General features: G+C 67.9%; 20 protein-coding genes and 1 tRNA gene. 10 read left to right on the top strand and 11 right to left on the bottom strand.

Annotated elements, in window-relative coordinates:
- Positions 1 to 555: 555 nt before the first annotated feature.
- The 7 genes from ACZYSP_RS11535 (at position 556) to ACZYSP_RS11505 (ending at position 5,836) form a co-directional block, all read left to right on the top strand.
- Positions 556 to 1,326, top strand: coding sequence for a response regulator transcription factor (locus tag ACZYSP_RS11535; RefSeq protein WP_093048673.1), 771 nt, complete (start codon positions 556 to 558; stop codon positions 1,324 to 1,326).
- A 168-nt stretch (positions 1,327 to 1,494) separates the two neighbouring features.
- Positions 1,495 to 2,112 carry a ubiquinol-cytochrome c reductase iron-sulfur subunit gene (gene petA, locus ACZYSP_RS11530; RefSeq protein ID WP_093048676.1) on the top strand — a complete coding sequence of 206 codons (618 nt, stop codon included), beginning with the start codon at positions 1,495 to 1,497 and terminating at the stop codon, positions 2,110 to 2,112.
- Between the two features lie 14 nt (positions 2,113 to 2,126).
- Complete coding sequence (locus ACZYSP_RS11525) at positions 2,127 to 3,563, top strand: cytochrome b (RefSeq protein WP_489014195.1); 1,437 nt, start codon at positions 2,127 to 2,129, stop codon at positions 3,561 to 3,563.
- 34 nt (positions 3,564 to 3,597) lie between these two features.
- The gene (locus ACZYSP_RS11520; protein ID WP_093048682.1) at positions 3,598 to 4,371 is read left to right on the top strand and encodes a cytochrome c1; all 774 of its coding nucleotides are present in this window, start codon (positions 3,598 to 3,600) and stop codon (positions 4,369 to 4,371) included.
- Between the two features lie 96 nt (positions 4,372 to 4,467).
- Positions 4,468 to 5,079 carry a glutathione S-transferase N-terminal domain-containing protein gene (locus ACZYSP_RS11515; protein ID WP_007835362.1) on the top strand — a complete coding sequence of 204 codons (612 nt, stop codon included), beginning with the start codon at positions 4,468 to 4,470 and terminating at the stop codon, positions 5,077 to 5,079.
- Positions 5,080 to 5,120: 41 nt separating this feature from the next.
- Positions 5,121 to 5,696 (top strand): ClpXP protease specificity-enhancing factor, encoded by a 576-nt coding sequence (locus ACZYSP_RS11510; RefSeq protein WP_489014191.1) that lies wholly within the window; start codon positions 5,121 to 5,123, stop codon positions 5,694 to 5,696.
- Positions 5,697 to 5,760: 64 nt separating this feature from the next.
- Positions 5,761 to 5,836, top strand: a tRNA-Thr gene (locus ACZYSP_RS11505).
- A 41-nt stretch (positions 5,837 to 5,877) separates the two neighbouring features.
- On the opposite strand, the gene ACZYSP_RS11500 is transcribed toward ACZYSP_RS11505, so the two are convergent.
- From ACZYSP_RS11500 to ACZYSP_RS11460, 9 genes are all read right to left on the bottom strand, one after another.
- Entirely contained in the window at positions 5,878 to 8,034 is a 2,157-nt protein-coding gene (locus ACZYSP_RS11500; RefSeq protein ID WP_489014189.1) for an SWIM zinc finger family protein, read from the bottom strand.
- The gene (locus tag ACZYSP_RS11495) at positions 8,031 to 9,155 is read right to left on the bottom strand and encodes a VWA domain-containing protein (protein WP_093172457.1); all 1,125 of its coding nucleotides are present in this window, start codon (positions 9,153 to 9,155) and stop codon (positions 8,031 to 8,033) included. The genes ACZYSP_RS11500 and ACZYSP_RS11495 overlap by 4 nt, the downstream gene beginning before the upstream one ends.
- Positions 9,152 to 11,596: a DUF5682 family protein gene (locus tag ACZYSP_RS11490; RefSeq protein WP_489014187.1), complete on the bottom strand. Its 2,445-nt coding sequence runs from the start codon at positions 11,594 to 11,596 to the stop codon at positions 9,152 to 9,154. The genes ACZYSP_RS11495 and ACZYSP_RS11490 overlap by 4 nt, the downstream gene beginning before the upstream one ends.
- Before the next feature lie 10 nt (positions 11,597 to 11,606).
- Positions 11,607 to 12,743, bottom strand: a complete 1,137-nt coding sequence (locus ACZYSP_RS11485; protein WP_093075842.1) for an ATP-binding protein — start codon at positions 12,741 to 12,743, stop codon at positions 11,607 to 11,609.
- Between the two features lie 17 nt (positions 12,744 to 12,760).
- The gene (locus tag ACZYSP_RS11480) at positions 12,761 to 13,180 is read right to left on the bottom strand and encodes a hypothetical protein (protein ID WP_093075841.1); all 420 of its coding nucleotides are present in this window, start codon (positions 13,178 to 13,180) and stop codon (positions 12,761 to 12,763) included.
- Positions 13,177 to 17,301 carry a WGR and DUF4132 domain-containing protein gene (locus tag ACZYSP_RS11475; protein WP_489014184.1) on the bottom strand — a complete coding sequence of 1,375 codons (4,125 nt, stop codon included), beginning with the start codon at positions 17,299 to 17,301 and terminating at the stop codon, positions 13,177 to 13,179. The genes ACZYSP_RS11480 and ACZYSP_RS11475 overlap by 4 nt, the downstream gene beginning before the upstream one ends.
- Before the next feature lie 111 nt (positions 17,302 to 17,412).
- A complete protein-coding gene (locus ACZYSP_RS11470; protein ID WP_093075838.1) occupies positions 17,413 to 18,570 on the bottom strand; it encodes a GGDEF domain-containing protein in 1,158 nt (385 codons plus the stop codon).
- Between the two features lie 9 nt (positions 18,571 to 18,579).
- Complete coding sequence (gene recJ / locus ACZYSP_RS11465; RefSeq protein WP_093075836.1) at positions 18,580 to 20,301, bottom strand: single-stranded-DNA-specific exonuclease RecJ; 1,722 nt, start codon at positions 20,299 to 20,301, stop codon at positions 18,580 to 18,582.
- Positions 20,298 to 21,260, bottom strand: a complete 963-nt coding sequence (locus ACZYSP_RS11460; protein WP_093075835.1) for a hypothetical protein — start codon at positions 21,258 to 21,260, stop codon at positions 20,298 to 20,300. Before ACZYSP_RS11460 ends, recJ begins: the two co-directional genes overlap by 4 nt.
- Before the next feature lie 55 nt (positions 21,261 to 21,315).
- On the opposite strand from ACZYSP_RS11460, the gene ACZYSP_RS11455 reads away from it, so the two are divergent.
- Both ACZYSP_RS11455 and lolD read left to right on the top strand, forming a co-directional pair.
- Entirely contained in the window at positions 21,316 to 22,572 is a 1,257-nt protein-coding gene (locus ACZYSP_RS11455) for a lipoprotein-releasing ABC transporter permease subunit (protein ID WP_093048715.1), read from the top strand.
- Complete coding sequence (lolD, locus tag ACZYSP_RS11450) at positions 22,565 to 23,242, top strand: lipoprotein-releasing ABC transporter ATP-binding protein LolD (protein ID WP_093048718.1); 678 nt, start codon at positions 22,565 to 22,567, stop codon at positions 23,240 to 23,242. The genes ACZYSP_RS11455 and lolD overlap by 8 nt, the downstream gene beginning before the upstream one ends.
- On the opposite strand, the gene ACZYSP_RS11445 is transcribed toward lolD, so the two are convergent.
- Positions 23,239 to 24,006, bottom strand: a complete 768-nt coding sequence (locus ACZYSP_RS11445; RefSeq protein ID WP_093075833.1) for a sigma-70 family RNA polymerase sigma factor — start codon at positions 24,004 to 24,006, stop codon at positions 23,239 to 23,241. The two genes, lolD and ACZYSP_RS11445, sit on opposite strands and share 4 nt — an antisense overlap.
- Before the next feature lie 99 nt (positions 24,007 to 24,105).
- Between ACZYSP_RS11445 and ACZYSP_RS11440 the strand changes: the two genes are divergently transcribed.
- Positions 24,106 to 24,702, top strand: coding sequence for an ATP-dependent Clp protease proteolytic subunit (locus tag ACZYSP_RS11440; protein WP_093048724.1), 597 nt, complete (start codon positions 24,106 to 24,108; stop codon positions 24,700 to 24,702).
- Here ACZYSP_RS11440 and ACZYSP_RS11435 read toward each other — a convergent pair whose 3' ends face one another.
- The gene (locus ACZYSP_RS11435) at positions 24,703 to 25,092 is read right to left on the bottom strand and encodes a RidA family protein (protein ID WP_093048728.1); all 390 of its coding nucleotides are present in this window, start codon (positions 25,090 to 25,092) and stop codon (positions 24,703 to 24,705) included.
- Positions 25,093 to 25,123 lie beyond the last annotated feature (31 nt).

Raw genomic sequence — 25,123 nt, 5'->3', positions numbered from 1 at the left:
GAAGCAGGGTTGGGTTTCATTGCGTTACCCAATGCAACTGATGCTAGGAATCGAGGTCTTCGATGAACATCACCGAGATCCGTAGTTCTGGATGTATGCACGCAGCTTGACGACGCATCGGAAAATCAACGAGGTGCTCGCAAAGCCAACGCCCATGCGGCTTCGCAGACATCGCGCAAATCGCGTGGTGACGTTTCGATACGCGTTCCGGAGTGCGTTTCGTGTGGCGCGGTGCTACGTAACACACGCAGTAACCCGCACGTAACAACGGCGAAAAAACGGCCTTTTCAAGGCCTCCTCAAGCCCTCGTTTTTCGGGTCGTTCGAGGCAATTTCTTCAATGAAATCAAAGTACTACATGCGCTGGCGCGCCGTGCGCCCCGGTGTTCCTCCGCGCGGGCATCGTTCCTGCGGTATCTGAAACGAAAGTCAACATTTCGTCGCTACCTGCGGGTAGACACAGAGCCAGAGGACGTCGCGTGATCAATTTTTTCTTGGGCATTGAAAACGCATGCAGCGCGGGCGAAGTCCGCTGCGTGCCGGCAGGAGAGCGGTCATGGAAATGAGCATGCAATACGCCGCCGCCGTGCGGCATGTGCCATCGGCCGCGCAGTTGTATGGCGGCGTTTTTCACGCAGCGTTGATCGTCGCTGACGATTCCATCGCCGCCGACCGCATGCGGCGCATCCTCGCCGAACTCGCGCCGCATCGCCGCGTGGTGATCGCGTCGGGCCGGGCCGAGGCGCTCAACCTGCTGGCGGCATTGCCCTATGACCTCGTGCTGGTCGACATGCGGCTGCCGGGCAACGACGGCGCTGCGCTGCTTCATCATGTGCGCCAGGCTTATCCGCGCATCGAGAGCATCGGCATGTCGGCAACCGACGACCAGGAACTCGTGAACGCAGCAATCGCTGCCGGCGCCATCGGCTATCTGCTGACCGAAGCCGACGACGCCGAACTCGCCTATCTGCTGCGCTCCATCGAGCGCGGCGGCTCGCCGATGGATTCGCGCATCGCGCGGCGCATCCTCGGTTCGATTGCCGCCTACGCGAAGGCGCGCACGATCGAACCCATCCGCGTCCAGGCCCCGGTGCCGTCGTCGGAGCAGGTTTCTTCCGCCAGGCTGCCGCAGGGCCTGCTGTCGCCACGGGAACTCAAGGTGCTGCGCCTCATCGCACAGGGCTGGAGCAACCGTCAGATCGCGGACGCGGTCTATCTGTCGGTCAACACCATCGAGTTTCATGCGAAGAGCATCTATCGCAAGCTCTCCGTCAAGTCGCGGACCCAGGCGGTCCACGAGGCGATGCAGCACGGTCTTCTGAACTGAAGTCCCCGCGGCGACAGCCCTTGTCGCCCCCGGCGGGCGCCCCGCGAATGCGGCGCGCCTTGCCGTCGTTCGCCGGCCACGCGCATGGCGGCCATTGAATATCCCTTGAGCGCCCCGCTACAATCGCGGGTTGACTCCTGCTCCAGCGAAGAAGACAAGAGGATCCCCATGAGTGACATGACCTCCGGCTCGCCCCGGATCGACACCAGCAAGCGGACGTGGTTGATTGCATCCAGCTGCGCCGGCGTGGTGGGCGGCGTGGCAACCGCCGTTCCCTTTGTGAGCACTTTCCAGCCTTCCGAGAAGGCCAAGGCCGCGGGCGCCGCGGTCGAGGTCGATATCTCGGGCCTCAAGGTCGGCGAGAAAATCACCGTCGAATGGCGCGGCAAGCCGGTCTGGATCCTCAAGCGCACCCCCGCGCAGATCGCCGAACTTCCCAAGCTGGACGGCCAGCTGGCCGACCCCCTCTCCAAGCGTCATCCCGACGAATTCACCCCCAAGTACGCGCAGAACGAGCACCGCTCGATCAAGCCCGACGTGCTGGTCGTGGTCGGCATCTGCACCCACCTGGGCTGCTCGCCGACCGACCGCTTCCAGGCCGGTCCGCAGCCTTCGCTGCCGAACGACTGGGAAGGCGGCTTCCTCTGCCCCTGCCACGGTTCCACTTTCGACCTGGCTGGCCGGGTCTTCAAGAACAAGCCCGCGCCCGACAACCTGCCGGTGCCGCCGCACATGTACCTGTCGGACACCAAGCTCCTGATCGGTGAAGACTCCAAGAAGGCCTGAGGCGGAAGAAGAACATGGCTGAATTCCACGAGATTTCCCCCAACGCTCCTGCCAGCGAGAAGCTGCTGAACTGGGTCGACAACCGCTTCCCGCTCAGCAAGCTCTGGAACGACCAGTGGGGCAAGTACTACGCGCCGAAGAACTTCAACTTCTGGTACATCTTCGGCTCGCTGGCCATGCTGGTCCTGGTGATCCAGATCGTCACCGGCATCTTCCTCGTCATGCACTACAAGCCCGACGCGAACCAGGCGTTCGCATCGGTCGAGTACATCATGCGCGACGTGCCGTGGGGCTGGCTCATCCGCTACATCCACTCGACGGGCGCCTCGGCGTTCTTCATCGTGGTGTACCTGCACATGTTCCGCGGCCTCATGTACGGCAGCTACCGCAAGCCGCGCGAGCTGATCTGGGTATTCGGCTGCGCGATCTTCCTGTGCCTGATGGCCGAAGCCTTCATGGGCTACCTGCTGCCCTGGGGCCAGATGTCCTACTGGGGCGCCCAGGTCATCGTGAACCTGTTCGCCGCCATTCCCTTCGTCGGCCCCGACCTGGCCCTGCTGATCCGCGGCGACTACGTGGTGAGCGACGCCACGCTGAACCGCTTCTTCAGCTTCCACGTGATCGCCGTGCCGCTGGTGCTGCTCGGCCTGGTGGTGGCCCACCTGATCGCGCTGCACGAAGTGGGTTCGAACAATCCCGACGGCATCGAGATCAAGGCCAAGCGCGGCCCCGACGGCCATCCGCTGGACGGCATTCCGTCGCATCCGTACTACACGGTGCACGACATCTTCGGCGTGGTGGTGTTCCTCACGATCTTCTCGGCGGTGATCTTCTTCGCGCCTGAAGCCGGCGGGTACTTCCTCGAATACAACAACTTCATTCCGGCCGATTCGCTGAAGACGCCGAACCACATCGCTCCGGTCTGGTACTTCACGCCCTTCTATTCGATGCTGCGTGCGACCACCGACGACATGGTCAACGTGTTCGCGCTCATCGTTGCCGCGGCCGCCATCTGGAACCTCGTCAAGGGCAAGTCAGGCATGGGCCTGAAGATTGCCGGCGTCGTCGTGGCGGCTGTCGTGATCTTCCTGCTCAAGAACTTCGACGCCAAGTTCTGGGGCGTGGTCATCATGGGCGGCTCGGTCATCATCCTGTTCTTCCTGCCGTGGCTCGACCACAGCGAAGTCAAGTCGATCCGCTACCGTCCGGACTGGCACAAGTATGTGTACGGCGTGTTCGTGTTCTTCTTCCTGATCCTGGGCTACCTGGGCATCCAGGCGCCCGGCGTCTGGGGCAACCTGGTCATCGGCTCTTTCGCCCTCGACATCGCGCAGACCATTTCGCAGATCGGCACGCTCTTCTACTTCGGCTTCTTCCTGCTGATGCCGTGGTGGAGCCGCAAGGGCGAGTTCAAGACCGTGCCCGAGCGCGTGGTCTTCGCCGCTCATTGAGAACCAGAAGCGCAAGAGAGCTGAGAGAAACACGATGAAGAAAAGCATTTCCGGCTGGCTCGCGGTCCTGGGTCTCGCACTGGGCCTGACCTTTTCCGCGGCGGCATCGGCCGAGTCCGAAGGCATCGCGTGGGACAAGGCGCCCAACAAGACGACCGACGTGGCCGCCTTGCAGAACGGCGCCAAGCTGTTCGTCAACTACTGCCTGAACTGCCACTCGGCCGCCTTCATGCGCTACAACCGCCTGCAGGACATCGGCATCACCGAGCAGCAGATCAAGGACAACCTTCTGTTCGCGACCGACAAGGTCGGCGAAACCATGAAGGCCAACATCGACGCGCGCCAGGCCAAGGAATGGTTCGGCACCACGCCGCCCGACCTGACGCTGGTCGCCCGCTCGCGCGCCGGCCACGGCGGCACCGGCGCCGACTACCTCTACACGTACCTTCGCACCTACTACCGCGACGACACCAAGGCCACCGGCTGGAACAACCTCGTGTTCCCGAGCGTCGCCATGCCGAACCCCCTGTGGGAACTGCAAGGCGAACGCCGCCCGGTCTACACCAAGGTCGAACAGCACGGCCACGAAACCGAAGTGTTCAAGGGCTGGGAGCAAGTCACTCCCGGCACCCTGACGCCCGTGCAGTACGACAATGCGGTCGGCGACCTGGTGAGTTACCTGCAATGGATGGCCGAACCGGCACAGAACACCCGCATCCGCATCGGCGTGTGGGTGCTGCTGTTCCTGGCCATGTCGGTGGTATTCGTGTGGCGACTGAACGCCTCGTACTGGAAAGACGTCAAGTAGTTCCGTCCACGCCGACCGGATACCCTCGGGCATCCGGTCCCACAGAGTGGGTTGCCAACGCGACCCACTCTTTTTGATTTTTAGGAGTCTCTCGCCATGATGGTCTTGTATTCAGGAACGACCTGCCCCTTTTCCCACCGCTGCCGCTTCGTGTTGTTCGAAAAGGGCATGGACTTCGAGATCCGCGACGTCGATCTCTACAACAAGCCCGAAGACATCAGCGTGATGAACCCGTACGGCCAGGTGCCGATCTTGGTCGAGCGCGACCTGATCCTGTACGAGTCGAACATCATCAACGAGTACATCGACGAGCGCTTCCCGCATCCCCAGCTGATGCCCGGCGACCCGGTCGACCGCGCCCGCGTGCGCCTGTTCCTGCTCAACTTCGAGAAGGAGCTCTTCGTGCACGTCTCGACGCTCGAGAACCGCACCACCAAGGGCAACGAGAAGGCGCTGGAAAAGGCCCGCTCGCACATTCGCGACCGCCTCACGCAGCTGGCACCCGTGTTCCTCAAGAACAAGTACATGTTGGGCGACAACTTCTCGATGCTCGACGTGGCCATCGCGCCGCTGCTGTGGCGCCTGGACTACTACGGCATCGACCTCAGCAAGAACGCGGCACCGCTCTTGAAGTACGCCGAGCGCATCTTCTCGCGCCCGGCCTACATCGAAGCACTCACGCCTTCTGAAAAGGTCATGCGAAAGTAAGTAAGCTTCGTGCCTGCTTCCATCGTTTTCCGTCGCTTTTCATGATCAACGCGCTCGAGTCGTCTTCCACCCGCCCGTACCTCATCCGGGCGCTGTACGAATGGTGTACCGATAACGGGTTCACGCCCTATGTCGCGGTGCAGGTCGACGACACCGTCCAGGTGCCGCGCGAGTACGTGAAGAACGGCGAGATCGTGCTCAACATCAGCTTCGACGCGACCAGCTCGCTCAAGCTCGGCAACGACTTCATCGAGTTCAAGGCCCGTTTTGCGGGCACGGCGCGTGAAATCAGCGTGCCGGTTGGGCGCGTGATTGCCATCTACGCACGCGAAAACGGACAGGGCATGGCGTTTCCCGCGCCGGCGCCATCGGTTCCTGCGGAGCAGGATGGCAGCGATGGCCCGGTCTCCGCGCCTTCGCCTCAAGGTCCGGCCCGCATGCCCTTGCGTGACGCCTCGCGCGGCACCGAAGGCGATGCCGGCAAGATCGTTCACCTGGTGACGGGCGAGGACGGCGACGAAACGGTCGATGCGGGCTCGCCCGCCGATCCGATCGACGAGCCGCCGCGCCCGCCGGCCGGTGGCGGCACCAGGCCCTCGCTCAAGCGCATCAAGTAGCAGTGGCATGAGCGAGCAGCCGGGTATGCCGGCTGGCGCTACTAGAATCACGCACTGGAATTTCGCCGCTTTAGCTCAATTGGTAGAGCACCCGCCTTGTAAGCGGAAGGTCGTCAGTTCGATTCCGACAAGCGGCACCATGCAAAGAACCCCTGAGTCCTGAACCGGCTCAGGGGTTTTTTCATGCCGAGGCCGATTGCGCCACGCCCTGCATCAGCAAGCCGAGCATTGCCAGTTGCGCCACCAGCGCCGGCCGTTGCGCCGACCGCAGGTTCTCGAGCACGGCCTCCAGCAGCGTTGCGCCTCGCCCCAGCCCGGCTTGCTTCAACCGCAGCACCTGCGCTTGCGCCTTAGACAGTGCGCCACCGCCTTGATGGCGCAGGCCTTGGCGCAGCCACAGCGCCAGCAATTCCAGCGTGTCGCCGGCCAGCGCATTCAATGCGGGCACGTCCTCGACGTCGCTTTCCAGATCCAGCGGCTTCGGCGCGACCGCTTCGACTTGCAGTACCACGGCGCGCTGCGCCGTCAGCAGGCTCAGAGGCTGCATGACTGCCTGGCTGCCTTGCAGATGCACCGTGCCCGCCACGGCCCGCAGCGCGCCGTACTCGCCGGCGAGCGCGCGTGCCAGCGCATCGACCGCGCCAGGTGTGGCCGCGCGATGCGGCAACGCCAGGTGCAGCTGCGCGTCTTCGGTCTTGGCCTCGTTCGCTTCGTTCGCCGCCGCCTGTCCAAGCCGCGCATGCAGCACCTGCGCCGCCGCATCCCAGTGACAAGACGCCACCTCCATGCGTTCGAACGCCACCACATGCAGCTGCCCTGAGGCACCAGCCGACGCGCCGCTCGCAGCCTGCCGCGGCCGGACGAAATCGGGCTGAGCCTCTTTCAGATGCGCCACCAGCCCCGCCACGCTGTTTTGCCGCAGCGGTGCGACCAGGTCGTCCCACGATTTCGGCGACAGCGGCAGCACGCCGGTCTGCCGCGCGCCCGCCGTGATGTCGACCAGCCCGTTGGCGCGCCGCGTCGCGGTCTTGGTGATGACCTGTCCGCTCGCCAGTTGCCGCAGCGGAAAGCCCGCGACACGCCGGTTCAGCAGGTTGGGCGCCGCGCCGCCGGCCGCCGCATCGGCCTCGCGCGACCACTGGCGCTCCAGCACGGTCACGTTCTGCGTGTCGGGGTCGGCAAAGAGAATGTTCGCGCCCTCGGCCGTCTCGTCGGACCAGAGCTCCGCGCCGAGCGACACCAGCCGCAGATGATCGAGCGCGACCTCGCCCTTCACGCCGATGCCAAGGATCTGGCTGGCCGGTAGCGCGGGCCGCGCAGAGCCATCCTGCGGCCGCCCGGCATGCGCCGCCGCCTGCAGCCGCGCCCACAGCTCGGTCAGCACGCGTACCAGCCGCAGCGGCTCGAATCGGCTGCTGCGCGCCTGCTGGGCCTGCAGCAGCTGCCAGAGTTCGTCGAGCGCGTCGTCGATCCAGTTCCAGCCCAGCGCGCGCACCTGGCTGCGCACGGCCTCGAAGCGGGCCGCCAGCGCCATCAGCGGCTGGCTGGAACCGTCGAGCCAGAGCGACAGCAGCAGGGCGTCGATCTGCGCGCGCAGGGTCAGCGCGGCTTCGCCCTGCATGGCTGAGGGCAGCGGCGCGGGTTCCGTCGTGTCCACGCCCGCGGATGCGGACGGTTGCACCTCGACCATCACCTCCGCCGAACCGGGCGCCAGCAAGCCGGCTTGCCGGAAGGCCCACACCGCGATCACCACGTGCGCGCAGCCGCTGCCCTGCTTGCAGTCGCAGCGCGCATGAACCAGCGAGCTGCGCGAGAAGAAGCGCACGCTGCACATCGGCAGCCGCGCCACGGGCGGCGCACTGGCGCTGCGCCAGGCCTGCACGCCGACCACAGGGCGCGCGGCGGTGAGCTTGTTCGCCTGTTCGAGCACCGAGGGCGCGAGGCTCGCGGCCAGCGCGGCATCGTCGAACTGCGCGGGGCTCCATGCGCCGTCCGGCTCTGCCGAAGCCTCATCGGGCGTGTCCGGCGCATCGGCCTTTGCCGACGCAGCCTGCGCCTGGTACGCCAGCACCAGCATCACCCGATGCCGGCACATGCCGCTTGCCGGGCAGCTGCATTGCGCGTCGCGCAGCGTGCGTCCCGGCGGCAGGCTGGTGCGCACACCGTCGTCGAACTGCGCCTGCACCACGCCGTCCGCGCCTGTCTCCATCTTCGGCAGCAGGCCGGCCGCCACGTCCTTCTGCGCGCGCTTGACGAAGCCCGCATTGGCCAGCGCCGTCAGTGCCTCTGGCGTCAGCTCGAGCAGGTCGGCGCGCCATGTTGTCGTGGAGCCGCTCATCCCTGCACCTTCTCGGCCAGCCAGCCGGCGAGTTGGCCCGGCGTCATCGCGCCGATCTGCGCGCCTTCGCGCACCAGCCGCGCGGCCATCTCGCGGTCGTAGTTGGGCTCGGCCTTCGAATCGAGCGCGGCCAGCCCCAGCACCTTCGCGCCGGACTCGACCAGCGCCTTCACGCGGCGCACCAGTTCATGCTCGCTGCCGCCTTCGTAGAAGTCGCTCACCAGCACCACGATGCTCTTGCGCGGATTGGCGACGAGCGACTGCGCATAGGCCACAGCCTTCGCGATGTCGGTGCCCCCGCCCAGCTGCACCTTCATCAGCAGCTCGACCGGGTCCGACACGTCGGCAGTCAGGTCGACCACCGCGGTGTCGAAGGCCACGAGCCGCGTTCGCATGCCGGGCAATTGCCACAGGCAGGCGGCCATCACCGCGCTGTGGATCACCGAGTCGACCATCGAGCCGCTCTGGTCGATCAGCAAAATGATGTCCCATGGCTCCGCATGCCGTTTGGTGCGGCTGATGAACACCGGCCGCTCCACGTAGAGCTTGCGGCGTTCCGGGTCGTAGCGGTGCAGGTTGGCCGCCAGCGTCTGCTTGAAGTCGAAGTTGCGCGCCACTTTCATGCGCGAGCGGCGACGCCGGTCGCGGCTGCCGCTGAAGGCCTGGCGCACTTCGGTGGCGAGCTTTTCCATGATGCGCCGCACCACCTCGGCCACCAGCTTGCGCGCGGCCGCCAGCACCTGCGGGTTCATCAGGTGCTTGGTGTGCAGAACCGCGCGCAGCAGCGATTCCGAAGGCTCGATGCGCTCCAGCACTTCGAGATTCGTCACCACCTCGTCGATGCCGTAGCGCTCGACTGCGTCCTGCTCCAGCCGCTCGATCACTTCCTTGGGAAAGAGCGTGTGGATGGCGTTGATCCAGTCCGGCGTGCTCAGCGCCGACGGGCCCAGGCCCGCGCTGCGTTCGCCGCGGGTCGCACGGTCGCCGTCTCGGCCGTAGAGCCAGTCGAGCGCGGCATCGGCGGCCTGCGCCTCGGCGCTCAGGCTGCCGCAGGCCGATTCGGCGGGGTCGCCCAGCAGCAGGCGCCAGCGCTGCAGCGGATCGGGAATGTCGAGGCTCATGGGTGAGGCCTTCCTTGCGCGTCTTCCAGCGTCACGCCCCAGGCCGCGAGGCGCGCGAGCACGGCGTCTTCCACGCGGCGGGCCTCGGCCAGTTGCTCGGGCGCGGCCTCGCCGGCGCGGTGGGCCGTGAGCGCGCGGCGCGACAGGTGCGTGGCGTCGTGCAGCGCCAGCACCTGGTCGGCCAGCAGCCCGCGCTCCTGCGGCGGCAGCCAGGCGAAGGCAGCGCGCAGGCTGGGCATGGCACGCACGAAGTCGGCGTTGTCCAGCGCCTGCACGGTGCGGTCCATGCCGGCGACGAAAGCGGGCTCGGAAGACAGCGTTTCGCGCGCCAGCGCCAGCAGCCCGGTGAGCGCGTCGCCGAGCACCGGCGCGGGCAGCGAGTGCAGCAGCTGCATGGCTTCGCTCACGCCGTGATCGCTGTGCGCTTGAGCATCGGCAATCCGGCCAGCCAGGCTCAGCGTTGCGCCGAGCGCCGCGCCGCGGCTCACGGGCGCGGCGCTGGTGTCGGCGGCCTTGCGCTGCCATACGGCGAGCGCACGGGCCGGCTCCACGTCTAGCAGCGATGGTGCGTGCGTATCGTGCGCGTTGTCCTGTGCATGGGCCAGCACGTCGGCCGCGATCCGGCGCAGCGCGAGGTGGCCTTCGAGATGCGCCTGCATGTCTGCCGGCGTGATGGCGGCGGGCGGCTCCAGCAGCCACAGCGCACGGTCGAAGCCCGATTCGATCACCACGCGCAGCACCGGCGCATCGGCCATGCCCAGCATCTGGCCGTGGCGCAGCAGCGTGTGCAGCACCGACAGGGCAGGGCCCAGTGCCTCGAAGCGCGGCTCGCTGGTAATCGCGCCGCGCAACTCGCGCAGCAGCGCATCGCTGAGTGCCGACAGCCCCGCCCACGCGGCCTGGTTGAGTCCGTCGGCCAGCGGGCCGATGCGGCCGTGGGCCTGGCGCAGATCGTCCTCGAGCCGGGCGCGCGCCGCGTCGTGCAGGCTCGCGCCCCAGGCGCCGGCCTCGATCAGCGCGGCCTGCTGCTCCAGCGGCTCGCTCAGCGACCACAGCTCGGTGCGTTCGCCCGACATCGCGAGCTTCGGCCCCTGCGTGCGGCGCACGCCGGGCAGCCGCAGGATCGACAGCCGGTGCAGCACTCGGCTCTTCGCGCGGTCGGCATCGAGCAGCAGGTCGAGCTTGAGCTGGCCGCGCAGCACGATGCCGTGTGCCGCCAGCTCGGCCTGCACGGCGGCCACCAGCGGCGGCTGCGGCGTGCCGGGCGCGAGGCGGCCGACGGTGTCGCCGGCCAGCACGTCCATGGCCTGCACCAACACGGGATCGGTGCCGGGGCGGATCGCGCCGCGATAGGTCCAGGGCAGGGGCGCGTCGAGCGCGTCTTTCACGAGCGCGCCGGCCAGTGCGTCGAGCCAGTCGGAGCGCAGCGGCTTCTCGTGCCCACGCAACCGCGCGAGCCCTTGCGCGCGCAAGTGCACAGCCATCAGGTCGGCGGTGGAGGCGGGCAGTTTCTTCTCGCGCAGGCGCTGCATCACATGCTGCAGCGTGCGGTGTGCGGCGCCCTCGGGGCCGTGGTCCCAGACCCACTGGTAGTAGGCGGGGGAGGGCATGCCCGAGGCATAGCCCGCGAAGGCGTCGAGGCGCTTGAAGGTGTAGGGCACGAGGTAAGAGCCGAAGCGCAGCATGGCCTCGGGGTCGGGCGTCCCTGGTGCTTCTTCATCGTCTGAGGATTCGAGCGAAGGTTGTGGCGTGGCGGGCAGTTCAGTCGGCACGCTTTGCCACAGCCGCGCCAACGCGGGCGCGTGATAGCCGCCGCACACCACCAGTGCCTGCGCCCGGCCCGGTTCGCCCGGCTGCGCCATCGCCCAGGCGATCCAGCGCGCCATCATCTGCTCGCGCGCCTGGTTGCCTTGCGAGCCGCGGTCTTCGCCGCGCAGGTTGTCGAAATAGGTCGAGAGGCGCTGCGCCAGCTCGGCCGCATCGCAGCCGTCCTCGAACAGGTGGTCCCACAGCGCATCGCGGCCCTGCACCGAGAGCTTTTCGGTCAGCGCGCGCTCGTAGGCTTCGGCGCGCTCCTCGTGTTCGTGGTCGGCCACGTCGGCGTAGCGGTTCTCCATGCGCGAGAAGGCGTCGTGCCAGGCCGGCAGATCGATGAAGCGCACGGCGGCACCGACCTCGCGTGCCACCTGCAGCGCCTGCCACTCCGGCGAATGCTCGGCAAAGGGCGACCACGAACCGCGGTGCGTCTGGTCGCCCGAGAGATAGCTGTAGATCGCCACCGGCAACTGGTGCGGCAGGTACAGCTCGTCGAGCCGTTCGTTGAAGTCGGCTGGGCCTTCGATCAGCACGTACGCCGGGCGCAGCGTGCGGATGCGCTCGGCCACCAGCCGCGCGCAGGCGGGGCTGTGGTGGCGCACGCCGACGATGTGGGGTTGCTGCATCGGCGCGTGTTCAGGGCAGGCGGTGGCGTGCTTCGTAGTAGGCGCGCCAGTGGGCGCCGTTGCGCTTGGCTGCCTTCTGCTCGAAGTAGCGCCGCAGCTTTGCGCGGTCGTCTGCGTTGTCCTTCACCACCGTGCCGGCGATGCAGTCGACCAGGTCTGCGGGCGAGCCTTCGCGCTGTTCGAGGAACCAGGCGCGCACGCCGACCGCATGCGCCACGTTCACGGCTTCGGCGGTGGACATCACGGCGGTGAGCCGGTCCATGGCCGCATCGCTGCCCGCATTGCCGTTGTCGCCCTTCGCGGGCGCACCGCGCAGGTCGCGGAAGGTCGACACCAGGAGCTCCAGCACAGGTGCGGGCACCGTCTTCGGAATGCCGCTCTGCGCAAGCAGCCGCGTCGACGATTCCTGCACCAGCGCCAGTTCGCGGTCGAAGTCGAGAATGGGAAAGACCGTCTCGAAGTCGAAGCGCCGCTTCAGCGCCGCGCTCATCTCGTTCACGCCGCGGTCGCGCGTGTTGGCGGTGGCGATGATGTTGAAGCCCTCGCGCGCGTAGAGCATGCCGTGCTCGCCCGACAGCTCCGGCACCGCCATCACGCGGTCCGACAGCATGCCGAGCAGGCAGTCTTGCACTTCGAGCGGTGCGCGCGTGATTTCCTCGAAGCGCACCACCTGGCCCTTCTGCATACCCAGGAACAGCGGCGCCGGCACCATCGCGCGCGGGCTCGGCCCTTCGTTGATGAGCAGCGCGTAGTTCCAGCCGTATTTGATCTGGTCTTCGGTGATCGATGCGCCGCCCTGAATGGTGAGCGTCGAGATGCCAGAGATGGCCGTGGCCAGCAGCTCCGACAGCATCGACTTCGCCGTGCCCGGCTCGCCCACCAGCATCAGCCCGCGGCCGGTGGCCAGCGTGACGAGCATGCGCTCGATGCTGGCCACGGGCGCGACGATCTTGGGTGCGATGTCGAGCGCCGCGTCGCCGAGGATGAACGAGCGTGCGGCCTTCAGGCCGAGCACCCAGCCGGGCGGGCGCGGGTCTTTGTCCTGCGCCTGCAGCCGCGCGAGCTGTGCGGCGTACAGGATCTCGGCTGGCGGGCGCTGCAGGTTCGATGCGCCGGTGTCTGGGGAGGACTTGCTGGAAGTGGCCATGATGGGTGCGGGTGAAGCTAGAGGATCCTGTAGTGACCGGGCTTGCCGGTCTCGATCGTGATGTCCGTGTTGTCTTGAGAATAGGTGTGGGTGGACCTCAGCCGGATCTTGCCGCCCTGGAAAGCCTCGCCCCGGTCGTCCAGCCTGAGCACAGCCATGCCGTTCGACAGTTCCTTCACGAGCACTCGGGCCGTTCGCCGTGGCGTACCGCGCTCGCCAATGGTCAGCCATTCGATCCAGAGGCGCGAGTGCACATGCTCGAAGCCCTCGTCGGCAATCACGACGCGGAGCACGCCGCCGCCTTTCGGCGAGAGCCATTCGCCGCCTGTTGCCACCGTGCGGACCTGCGTCGGCACCTCGGGCGCCATGCCTTGGGCTGCGGCCGTGGTCACAGCCAGAGCGAGCCCTGTGGCCAACATCCAGCAGCGCAGCCTCATGCCCTGAGGCCTTCCATGTCGCGGATGAGTTCGCTGGCGGAAATCGGATCGAGCTGGTGCAGCGCCTCGGCATCGCGCATGTCGCCCCAGCCCGAGGGCTTGCCCACCTGCACCTGGCCGAGCGTCTGCTCGGGGTATTCGTCCACCATGCCGACGATGATGCCGGGGTCCAGGCTCAGCTCGATCACGCGGTCCGTGCCCAGCGGCTTGCTGAAATACCAGATGCAGCCGCCGTCCTGCGCCTGGCCGCGGCGCCAGCCCTTGTTGGCCAGCCCCAGCACGCGGCCGGTGGGCACTTTGGCGTCTTTCCAGCGCTCCAGCTTCAGGCTCTTCTTCTCTTCGTCGGTCAGCGTGTAGATGTCGCGGCCGATCTGCGCGAAGGGCTGCAGCAGTTCGTAGTCGGCGAACACCTGGCCGAAGGCCGCTGCGTCGGCGGCTGGCAGCTCCAGCGCATGCGGCACGCCGATGCGGATGTTCTCGCCCTCGGGCAGTTCGAACGGATCATCTTCCGCCGTGGTGTAGCTGCCGTCTTCCGCCACGCGGAAGCAGGCCTGCAGCGTGCCGCCGTAGCTGGCACTGCCTTGCACCGCGTACACGCCCCAGATCAGCCGCTGCACGATGTGGCGCACCAGCGGGTGCTCGACCAGGAACATGCGGAACACCTCGGGCGTCCAGCGGCGGCGCGCGCACATTGCCACTTCGAGGCGCAGCAGCTGCTGGCTGGCGATGGTGCGCACGTCCTTCTTCAGCAGCTTGAAGCGTTCGACCGCTTCCTTGCTCAGTTCGGCGTCGTCGGTCTTCTTGGGCTTGGGCAGGTCGGGCAGGCGCGCGCCGTCGACACCGTCGGCGCCGGTCTCGCGCACGTAGGGCTTGAGCGTTTCGTCGAAGCCGACCTTGAATGCGCGTGGGCCGAAGTCGAGCCGCATCGTGCCCTGCTCGTCGAGGCCGAGGTCGGGCGCGAGCCGGTCTTCGAGTTCCTCGGTGCTGAGGCCGCGTGCTTCGGCGATGGCATCGATCTTCTCGCGCGCCTTGTCCTGCAGGCCCTTGAACTTGACCTTCTGCGCAATGCCGTTGAGCAGCATCAGCGCGACGTCGCTGCCGATGGTGGCGAGCACGTCGAGCCCGGTCACTGCGCGCGCATGCGCGGCCTCGCCGGGCCAGGCGCGGATGAAGGGCGTGAGCTTGCGTGCGGTGTCGTCATTGCCGAAGAAGCCGAGCGCGGTGAGCGCCCAGCCTTCCTTGCTCGGGCCGCCGGCTTCGAGCCAGGCGGTGAAGGCGTCCCAGGCGAACTCGGCAAGCGAGTCGGCGTCGCAAGCCTCCTTGGCCACGGCGATGCCGCCGTAGATTTCCTCGTTGGTCGGAAAGGTCAGCATCTGGCCGAGGTTGTCGAGCACGTCGTCGGGCAGGGCCTTGCCGTTCTTCAGCGTGGGTCGGCGCCAGCCGCGCGGCTGCCAGAACTCGGGCAGCTTCGCGCGCCTGGTGGGAAAGCGGTCGAGCGGGCTTTCGTCGAGCACGGCGCGCAGCGCCTCAACAACTTCGGGCTTGCCGTAGCGGCCGGCCACGTCGAGCAACAGCGCTTCGTGGCCGTTGGCCTGCAGCAGGCGCAGCGCTGAACCCGCGCAGTCACGTGCTTCGCCGGCCTTGCCGAGCGCGGGCGCAATCAGGCCGGCGGCGGCGTGCTCTGGATATTTCAGCAGCCATTCGCGGCCTTCGGCGCGCAGCGTCTTGAGCTTGGCGAAGGCGCGCGCGGCCGGCATGGCCAGTTCGGCGGCGCCGTAGTTCAGGGCGTACGAGAGATTGTCGGTGGGCTTGGAGCGCACCATGGCCACCAGCCCCGGCAGCACGGCGAGGCCGTGCGTGGCCAGGATCATGCCGATGCTGTCGCTCTCGGCTTCGCCTGCGACCGCATTCCAGAACGGCACGCCGATTGCCGCCGGCAGCAGCGCCGAGAAGCTTGCATTGAAGGTGAACCAGTAGTAGCGGTCTTTCTTGCGCTCGGCCACCATCGCGCGCCAGCTGGCGGTCAGGCCGTCGGCGTCGCCGGCCGCGATGGCCGCCGCGGCGGTCTTGGCGAAGGGCGCCAGGCTGATCCTGCCCTTGTCGAAGCCCAGCGAGTCGAGCAGTGCCTCCGTGTTCTTGCGCGCGGCGTCGTAGCGGCCGGTTTGCCATGAGTTCAGGCGCAGCGCCTTCTCGCGCTCGCCTTCGCCCCACTGCTCCACCGGCGCCAGCGCCAGCGGCTCCAGCACGAGCGCGCCGGCCGCCTTCTTCTGCACCTTGGCGAGCCACGGCGGCGCTGCCAGCACGCCGGGCAGCTCGCTCGCGTCGGCCACTTCGGTGGGGCCGGCCAGCAGCGCCAGTTGCCGGTCGATCACCGCCTGCGCGCCGGCATCGAGCCAGGGCCGCAAGGCCGGCAGGGACGCGCTGTGCGCGCGCAGCAGGCGCGTGAGGCTGGGCGTGACGAGGTTGGCGTCTTTCCCTCCCGCCGCGACCAGCCTCGACAGCGCGGGAATGGCCGCCATTGGCCAGCGGTCGACGGCCAGCGCCAGCCGCGCCAGCGCACCCTTCGAATTGCTCGCCACGCGGGCCAGCGCCTGCACGGCTTCGGGCGTGCCGATGCAAGCCAGCGCATCGCCCGCATCGTCAGTGGCGGCGCCGCGCTCCAGCACCGGCACCGCGTCAAGGCCGCGCTCCTGCACCAGCGTGCTCGTCATGGGGCCGCTGCCCCAGAAGCCGGTCGAATAGCTCAGGCGGACCTTCGCGGCCAGCGCGATGGCGTCGGGGTCGGTGGCTGTCAGCAGCAGCCAGTGCATGGTTTCGGGCGTGGTCTTGTCGGCCGCGAGCGTGTGCACGAGCGTGTTCGAGATCTCGGGCGCATCGGGCAGCAGCATTGCCAGCGCGGGCTGACGGCTGGGGTGCACCTTGGGCAGGCCGGCTTCGATGCGGTCGCGGCAGTCCTGCCAGACATCGGGGGTAGCCAACGCCAGGTGTGCGCGCAGCGTCTGTTCGCCTTGCCCCAGCGGGCCGTAGTAAGAGTCGCCCATCTGGCGGGCGACGGCGGTGCCGAAGCTGCTCTGGTGCTTCTGGGTTGCGCGGTCGTAGGCGGTCTGCACATCGATCTGCTGCGCGGCCAGCGCCATGTCGACGGTGGCTGGCAGCCCGTACTGCTTCACGAGGTAGTTCACCAGCACGTTGCCTATCTCGTGCACGTTGTAGCGGCCCCCGGTGCCCAGCGCGAGCGCCAGCAGCACGGTGTCGGCCTCGGCGTCGGCCGCGGGGTCGGGCTGCGTGCTGCGGTCGACCATGCGCTGCGTGGCCGCCCGTAGGGCCGCGTCAGTGCCGGTCATGTTGACGTTGAGCTCGAGCTTGCGGCGCACCGGCAGCCAGGCTGCGGCCACGCTCACCGCTTCGTCGGAGGGCTTTGGCGGAAAGCGGCGCGACGGGAAGGCTTCGCGCTGCATGTCGGGCGAGAGCCGTATGGGCGTGCCGGCGGCGAGCCAGGGCGGGGTGTCGGCGCTTGCGGGTATTTCGACGCTGGTCGCGGGGGGAACTGCGTGCGATGCGCTTGGCGCTGCGGCGCCCAGTGCTTTCGCGATGGCCTGGGCGTCCTTGGCTGGCGTGCAACTGGTGCCCCAGCCTGACAGCAGGCCCTCGTTCTTGAGGCGCTTGAAGGCAAGCGCCGCGCCTTGCTCGCTCACGCCGTGCTGGCGCTTGAGAGTGCCGGCCGAGAGCGTGTCGCTGGAGGTCAGCGTGCCGGCTTCGATCTGCGCGCGCACGGTTTCGAACACGCGGTCGGCCTGGCTGTCGATGCCTTCGGTGGGCGCCGCATCCGCGGCCGTGGTGCTGGCGGCGACGGCCGTCGGCGTAGGGGGCTTTTCCGCAGGCTCTGCCTTCTCCACCTTCGGCTTCGCCTCGGCCACGCCCACTTCGGAGTAACCCTTGCCGGTCTTCTCGGCCACCAGCTTGGTCAGCGCGGTGCCTGCCTTGGTGGCGTCGTCGAACGACTTGGTCTGGCTCTGGCCCGCGGTGCCGATGCGGCCCCAGCGAATGTTGAGCTCGGTGTCTGCCTGCTCGATTTCCCAGAATTTGCTGGCGGTTCCCTCGATGAGTTCAAAGCGGCGCATGGAAAAAACATCCTCCTGTGAGTTCGCCGCAGAGGATAAAGGGCCTGCGTGAAAGCTCGGCCCCTCTACAGCAAGAAGATTTCGCTCCGCGCGACAACGCTTACGAAGAAATTATTCACGTGCCGCCGCGCCGCCCGCATGTTCCCCCGCGAAGGCATAGGCCGGCCCCATGCGCTGCCGCTTGCAATGCTGAAGCGCGCGGCCGGCCGATTCGAGCAGGCCGGCCAGCGTGTCGCCGTCGGCGGGGTGGCAGGCAATGCCCATGCTGAGCTCGCCCCCTGCGAGCAGCCGGCCTTCGTAGGCCACCGGCCTGGCGCCTGCGGTCTCGATGCGGATGGCCATCTCCGCGAGCTTCTGCCGCGGCGGGCTGCCGACCAGAAGAATCGCGAACTCGTCGCTGCCGAGCCGGGCGACCATGTCGTCGGCGCGCACCTGCTCGCGCAGGCGCTGGGCGATGGCGGTCAGCACCGCATCGCCACCCGCGCGGCCATGCCGCTCGTTCACGGCCTTGAAGCCGTTCAGGTCGATCAGCATCAGCGAGAAAGGCCGGCCGTCGCGCAGCCATTCTTCGGCGCGGCTCTCGAAGCCGGTGCGGCTGGCGGCGCCGGTGAGAGCGTCGGTGCCCGAGTCTCCCGCCTTCTGCTGGACGCGTGCCTCGCCAGCGCCATCGCCCCGCAGGCGCATGCCGAGCGCGAGGACGAAGACCACGAGTTCGGCGATCACTGCGGCCTGCACCAGGTTCGGCTGGGGCGGCGCCCACGCCGGCCCGATCCAGGCCGACATCCGCGCGGTCGAGAGGCCGCCGAGCAGCAGTGCCGCGCCGGCCAGGAAGAGCGCCGCCGGCCACGGCTGGCGGCGCAGCACCTTCACAGCGCCTGCCGCGAGGATCACGGTGGAAGCCACCGCCAGCGCCTGCACCATGCGCAGCGTCCACAGGCGCTGCGTCTCGAGGGCGGCATAGAGCGTGGCGATCGCGAAGATGACCAGGGTTGCCCGCGCGACCCGGTCGAGCCGGGGCGAGAAATCTTCCAGCCGCAGCAATTGCCGCACGAACTGCAGCCGGCAGGCCGTCCACAACACCAGCGCCGCCGCGGGCCATTGCGCGAATTGCGCGAAAGGCGCGAGGCTGTTCAACCCGGCGAAGGCTGCCAGCGCGCACGCGCAGCTCAACGCGTACCAGCCGTGGATCTTCGTGCCGAACACCAGCAGCAGCACCAGGCCGCAGGTCGTCAGGCCAGCCAGCAGGCCGTAGCTCACGCCGTCGAACATCGAGGCCTCTTAGAACTCAGCGCCTTCGACCAGGAAGCGCAGCCTGCGCACGCCCTGCCATTCATCGGCATCGAGCCGGAACGCCAGCTTGACCTTCGGCGGCAGCGGCTCGGTGTGGCTGAACCAGATCGCGTCGATAGGCTGACCCTGGTGCCTGAGCTTGAGCGACAGGTGCTTCTCACCCACCAGCCGCTGCGACACCACTTCCACCTCTTCGCTGAAGGTGGGCGGCGCAAAGCCCTGGCCCCACACCTCGCGGTGCAGCGTGTCGACGAGGTCGATGCGCATGTACTCGCGAGCTATCGGCCCGTCGGTCTCGATCTGCCGCGTGAGCTCGGCCTCGGCCAGCCATTCGCCGGCCACCTGCGCGAAGCCTTTTTCGAAGGTCTCGAAGTGCTCGCGCGCGACCGTGCAGCCGGCCGCCATCGCGTGGCCGCCGAAGCGCAGCAGCACGCCAGGGTGGCGCTTGGCCACGAGGTCGAGCGCGTCGCGCAGATGGAAGCCGGGAATCGAGCGGCCCGAGCCTTTCAGCTCCTGCTCCTTGCCCGGCGCGCCGCTCGCGGCGAAGACGAAAGTGGGGCGGTGAAAGCGGTCCTTGATGCGCGAGGCCACGATGCCGACCACGCCCTCATGAAAGCCCGCGTCGAACACGCTGATGGCAGGCGGCGGGGCTTCGATGCCTTCGCCATCGGTGGCGAACAGCGATTCGGCCAGCAGCAGCGCCTGGTCGCGCATGCCGCCCTCGATGTCGCGCCGCTCGCGGTTGATGCCGTCGAGCATGCGCGCAAGTTCTTCGGCGCGGCCTGCGTCGTCGGTCAGCAGGCATTCGATGCCCAGTGTCATGTCGGCCAGCCGGCCGGCGGCGTTGATGCGCGGGCCGAGTGCAAAGCCGAAGTCGAATGTTGTGGCGGCCGAGGCATTGCGGCCCGCGGCCTTGAAGAGCGCTGCCACGCCGGCGGGCATCGTGCCGGCACGGATGCGGCGCAGGCCCTGCGCCACCAGCCGGCGGTTGTTTGCGTCGAGCTTCACCACGTCGGCCACGGTGCCGAGCGCCACAAGCGGCAGCAGCACATCGAGCTTGGGCTGCGTGGCCGTGTCGTACACGCCGCGCTTGCGCAACTCGGAGCGCAGTGCGAGCAGCACGTAGAACATCACACCGACACCGGCGATGCTCTTGCTCTCGAACTCGCAGCCGGGCTGGTTCGGGTTGACCAGCACGTCGGCCGTGGGCAGCTCGGGGCCGGGCAGGTGGTGGTCGGTCACCAGCACCTGCAGGCCGCGCACCTTGGCGGCCGCCACGCCTTCGACGCTGGCGATGCCGTTGTCGACGGTGATCAGCATGTCGGCGCCGCTGTCGGCCACGCGCTCGGCGATGGGTGGCGTGAGGCCGTAGCCGTCGACCACGCGATCGGGCACGAGGTAGCTCACGTGCCTGGCGCCCAGCAGACGCAGGCCGCGCACGCCGACTGCGCAGGCGGTGGCGCCGTCGCAGTCGTAGTCGGCGACGATGCACAGGCGCTTGTCCTGCGCAATGGCGTCGGCCAGCAGCACTGCGGCCTCGTGCGTGCCGCGCAGCGTGTCGGGGAGCAGCAGGCGTGCGAGGCCATCGTCGAGCTCTTCCTTGGCGCGCACACCGCGGGCGGCGAAGAGCCTTGCCAGCAGCGGATGCACGCCGGCCTGCTCCAGCGCCCAGACGGTGCGCGGGGGAATCTCCCTGGCGATGATCTTCATAGCGCCTCCAGCACGGTGGCGGCCCGCTTGCGGTCGAACAGGCTCCTGGCCCAGCCGGCCAGGCCGCGCGGCTGCACGGTGTAGCGCTGGGCGGTGCGGTCGCCGCACAGCGTGAGCGACACGGCGTCGCCGCGCGTGTAGTCGGCCAGAAGCGCGGCGACGGGGCCCGCGTCCAGCTCTTGCCAGGCGGCGGCCCAGGCCATGCCGTCGTCGCGCAGGGCGGCGATGCGCAGGGCGTCGCTCACTGTCGGTGCCGCGGCCGGTGCCGCTTCCTTGTTCAGCGCGCCGGTGCCGCTGAGCCAGAACGAATTGATGGGCGGCACGCCGCGCGCGGCGCGGTCGTCGTTCACGCGCTGCGTGTACAGCAGCATCTGCATTTCGTTCTGCAGCCGGCGCAGCGGCCGCGCAGCATCGGCCAGCGGCGACCACTGCGAGATCGGGTAGCCCACGGCGCGGTCGATGGAGGCGGTGGCCAGGCCGTCGAAGATGCGCGCGCGTGCCAGCCATCGGCCGGGCACGGGGGAGGGGTGCAGCACGATGCCGTCTTCCTCGAAGAAGGGACGCGCGGCTTCCAGCAGGGCGGTCGATTCGTCGGCGTCGATTTCGATGGCGGCGGGGTCGCCCAGCACCACGTCGTCGATGCCGACCTGCCAGTTGCACAGCATGACGACGCCCCAGCCTTCGGTATCGCCGGGCGTGGCGATGCCCAGCCGCCGCGCATCGAGCGCGCCCCAGGGGATGCAGCCGTCGGCGGCGGAGATGCCCAGCGCCTGCGCCAGCGCGCGTTCATGCGGAGGCGAGCGCGTGCTTTCGTCCTGCGTGTCGGTGTCCGCGAGGGTGAGCCGCTGCAGCAGGGTTTCGAGATTGGGGAGCCGAAGCGTCGGCAGCGCCGCGCGGCATGCCGGGGAACCGCGGCCGGCAAAGGGGATCAACAAGTGACGTGGGGAGGTTTCGGCCATTCCCGTATTGTCCGGGAAGCCTCAAGGTCATCCGGAATGCCACAATTCCGCCCCTATGCGACTTCCTTATGAACTGCAGCTTGGCTGGCGCTACACGCGCGCAGGCCGGGCGACGCGGCGCAACGGCTTCATCTCCTTCATCTCCGGTGTCTCGATGCTCGGCATCGCGCTGGGCGTGGCGGCGCTGATCATTGTGCTCAGTGTGATGAACGGCTTCCAGAAGGAGGTGCGCGACCGCATGCTCGGCGTGGTGTCGCACATCGAGATCTTCTCGCGCGACGGGCAGGCGCTGCAAAGCCTCGACCAGATCATGGCCGCGGCGCGCAAGCACCCCGAAGTGGTCGGCGCGGCGCCTTTCATCAATACGCAGGCGCTCATTGCGCGTGGTGAGGACATGAAGGGCACGATCGTGCGCGGCATCGATCCCAAGCTCGAACCCGAAGTCACCGACATCAACGGCATCGCCTCGAAGGGCACCTTCGACAAGCTGGTGCCGGGCGAGTTCGGCATCGTGCTCGGCGCGGAACTGGCGCGTTCGCTCTTCGTGCAGCCGGGCGACCAGGTCACGCTGGTGGCGCCGGGCGGGCAGGTCACGCCGGCGGGCGTGGTGCCGCGGCTCAAGCAGTTCACCGTGGTCGGCACCTTCGACTCGGGCCACTACGAATACGACTCGGCGCTGGCCATGGTCCACGAGCAGGACGCGGCCAAGGTGTTCCGCCTCGAAGGGCCGACCGGCATCCGCCTGAAGCTCAAGAACCTCAACGAGGCACGCGACGTGGCCGACCAGCTGGCAGTGACCCTGCCGGGCGAGTTCCTCATCCGCGACTGGACGCGCCAGAACAAGACATGGTTCGCGGCCGTGCAGGTCGAGAAACGCATGATGTTCATCATCCTCACGCTGATCGTGGCGGTGGCGGCCTTCAACCTCGTCTCCACGCTGGTGATGACCGTGACCGACAAGCGCGCCGACATCGCCATCCTGCGCACGCTGGGCAGCTCGCCGCGCAGCATCATGGGCATCTTCGTGGTGCAGGGCGCGATGGTAGGCGTGATCGGCACCGTGGCCGGGCTGCTGCTGGGGCTTGGCATCGCCTACAACATCGACGTGATCGTGCCCTTCCTGGAGCAGCTGTTCCACGCGAGCTTCCTGCCCAAAGACATCTACCTGATCAGCAAGATGCCGAGCGATCCGCAGCGCAGCGACATCATGCCCATTGCAATCATCTCCCTCGTGCTGGCCTTCCTGGCCACGCTGTACCCGAGCTGGCGCGCCAGCCGCGTGAACCCGGCCGAGGCTCTGCGCTATGAGTGAAGTCGTATTGAAGGCCCGAGGCCTGACCAAGCGCTTCCACGAAGGCCGGCTCGACCTGACCGTGCTGCACGGCGTGGACCTCGACGTGCATGCCGGCGAAACGTTGGCAATCGTCGGCGCCTCGGGCTCCGGCAAGAGCACGCTGCTGCATTTGATGGGCGGGCTCGACGAGCCCACGGCCGGCAAGGTCGAACTGCTGGGCAAGGACATCGCGCACGCCGATGCGGCGGAGCAGGGGCGGCTGCGCAACCAGCACCTGGGCTTCGTCTACCAGTTCCATCACCTGCTGCCCGAGTTCAGCGCGCTCGACAACGTGGCCATGCCGCTGAAGATCCGGCGCGTGGAGCCCCATGCGGCCGCGCAGTCGGCCACGAAGATCCTCGAAAGCGTGGGGCTGGGCCAGCGCCTGCATCACCGGCCGGCCGAGCTGTCGGGCGGCGAGCGCCAGCGGGTTGCGATCGCGCGCGCACTGGTCACGAAACCGGCCTGCGTGCTGGCAGACGAGCCTACTGGCAACCTCGACCGCAGCACAGCGGACACGGTGTTCGAACTGATGCTCGAACTTGCGCACCGGCATGGCACTGCCTTCGTGATGGTCACGCATGACCAGGATCTGGCGAAGCGGTGCGATCGGGTGTTGCAGTTGGTGGCGGGGCGGCTGGCGGGCTAGACAGCCAGCAGTTCGGTCATTTCTTCCTGTTGCCGCACATCCAGCGGCAGCACGCACAACACCCTTCCACCCAGCGTGAGCACAAGGCCGAGCCGGCCGCCAATCTGCATCACCTGGCAGACCACGCGCGGAGCATCAGGCCTTGGGGCAGCCGTTGCCGACACTGCGACAGCACGCGTCGGTGGCTGCCGCAGCATCGCAAACAGCGTTCGTGCATCGCAGTCGCTCAGCGCCTGCCGATACACATGGAAGGCCGCTTCCGAGGCGCTTTCTGTTCCGTCCTTGTCCTGCCGAAGACGCAGCAGCGCCCGATGCAACTGCTGCCGGCAAGCCGCCTCAGTCTTGCCGCTGGCCTGGGCAATTTCCTTGAAGCTGGCTTCGAATACTTCGCGCAGCAGCACCGCGGCGCCGTCCGCTGGCGACAGCCTCGCGGCGATCAGACGCAGCGCCCGCTCGATGGATTCGGCCTGCGCCGCATCCACTTCCGCCGAAGGTGCCTCGGGCGCAAGCCCTTCGGCATCCCGCAGCCACCGCTGCATCCAGTTCTCCCGCCGCAACTTGTCGATGGCAAGGTTCTGCATCACCGTCGTCAGCCAGGCCTGCACCGAGTCGGGCTCGGGCATGCCGCCAGCCTCGAGCGCGCGCAGGTAGCTTTCCTGCACTACGTCCTCGGCATCCGCCGGGCCACCCAGCATTCGCGCCGCCGCGCGAACCAGCCGGCTTCGCAGCGCCGGGAATTGCGAGAGATAGCGTTCATCGAGCATCGCCGCAGCTTGCCATAGCGCGCAATGTCACGAAACTGTGGGCTTGTTCGTCAAGACAGTTCAACCACAGGAGCTTTCTCCATGCAGCCCATGTTTTCAATGGAATCCGACGACGACACCAAGCCCGCCGCCACCGCCGAGCCGCGCAACTCCTACCTGGAGGAGAAGGCGTTCAAGTCGCGCACGCTGCTGATCTTCGGCACCATCAGCGACTCAGTGGCGGCCGATGTGACGCGCCGGCTCATCGCACTTGACGCCGACAGCCCCGACAAGCCCATCGACATCCTCGTGAGCTCGCCGGGCGGGCATCTGGAGTCGGGCGATGCCATCCACGACATCGTGCGTTTCATCAGCGCGCCGGTGAACATGATCGGCACCGGCTGGGTCGGCAGTGCGGCCACGCACCTGTTCCTGGCGGCGCCGCGCGAGCGCCGCGTGTGCCTGCCGAACACGCGCTTCCTGATCCACCAGCCCAGCGGCGGCGCGGGCGGGCAGGCGACCGACATCGCCATCCAGGCGCAGGAAATCATCAAGGCCCGCCAGCGCATCGCGCACGAGATCGCGCGCGAGACCGGCAAGCCCATCGACGTGGTGCTGGCCGACATCGAGCGTGACCGCTGGCTCTCGGCCACGGAGGCCGTCGAATATGGATTGGTCTCGCGCATCATCCAGCGCAAGACCGAACTGCAGGCCTGATCAGGCCTTGGGCTTGTAGGCGACCACGTCGATCTCTACCTTGGCGTCGACCATCAGCCGCGCCTCGGTCGTCGAGCGCGCCGGCTTGTTTTCACCGAAGTAGCTCATGTAGATGCGGTTGAAGGCACCAAAGTCGCGCGCGTCCTGCAGCCAGACGGTGCTCTTGCACACGTCGTCGAGCGTGGCGCCGGCCAGCGCGAGCACGGTCTTGAGGTTTTCCATCACCTGGCGCGTCTGCGCCTCGATGCCGCCCACCACGATCTCTCCGTCCTTGTTGGCGGGCACCTGGCCCGACACATAGACGAAGTCGCCGGCGCGCACGGCCGGGGAGAAGGGGCGAACCTGGCGGTCGGAGGCGAGGGGCGGGGCGCCGAGGTATTCGAGAGGCATGGGAGGGCTCCTGGGGTTGAAGTCAACGATG

This window comes from Variovorax sp. F042 (assembly GCF_057814215.1).
This window is presented reverse-complemented; position numbering and strand designations above follow the sequence as displayed.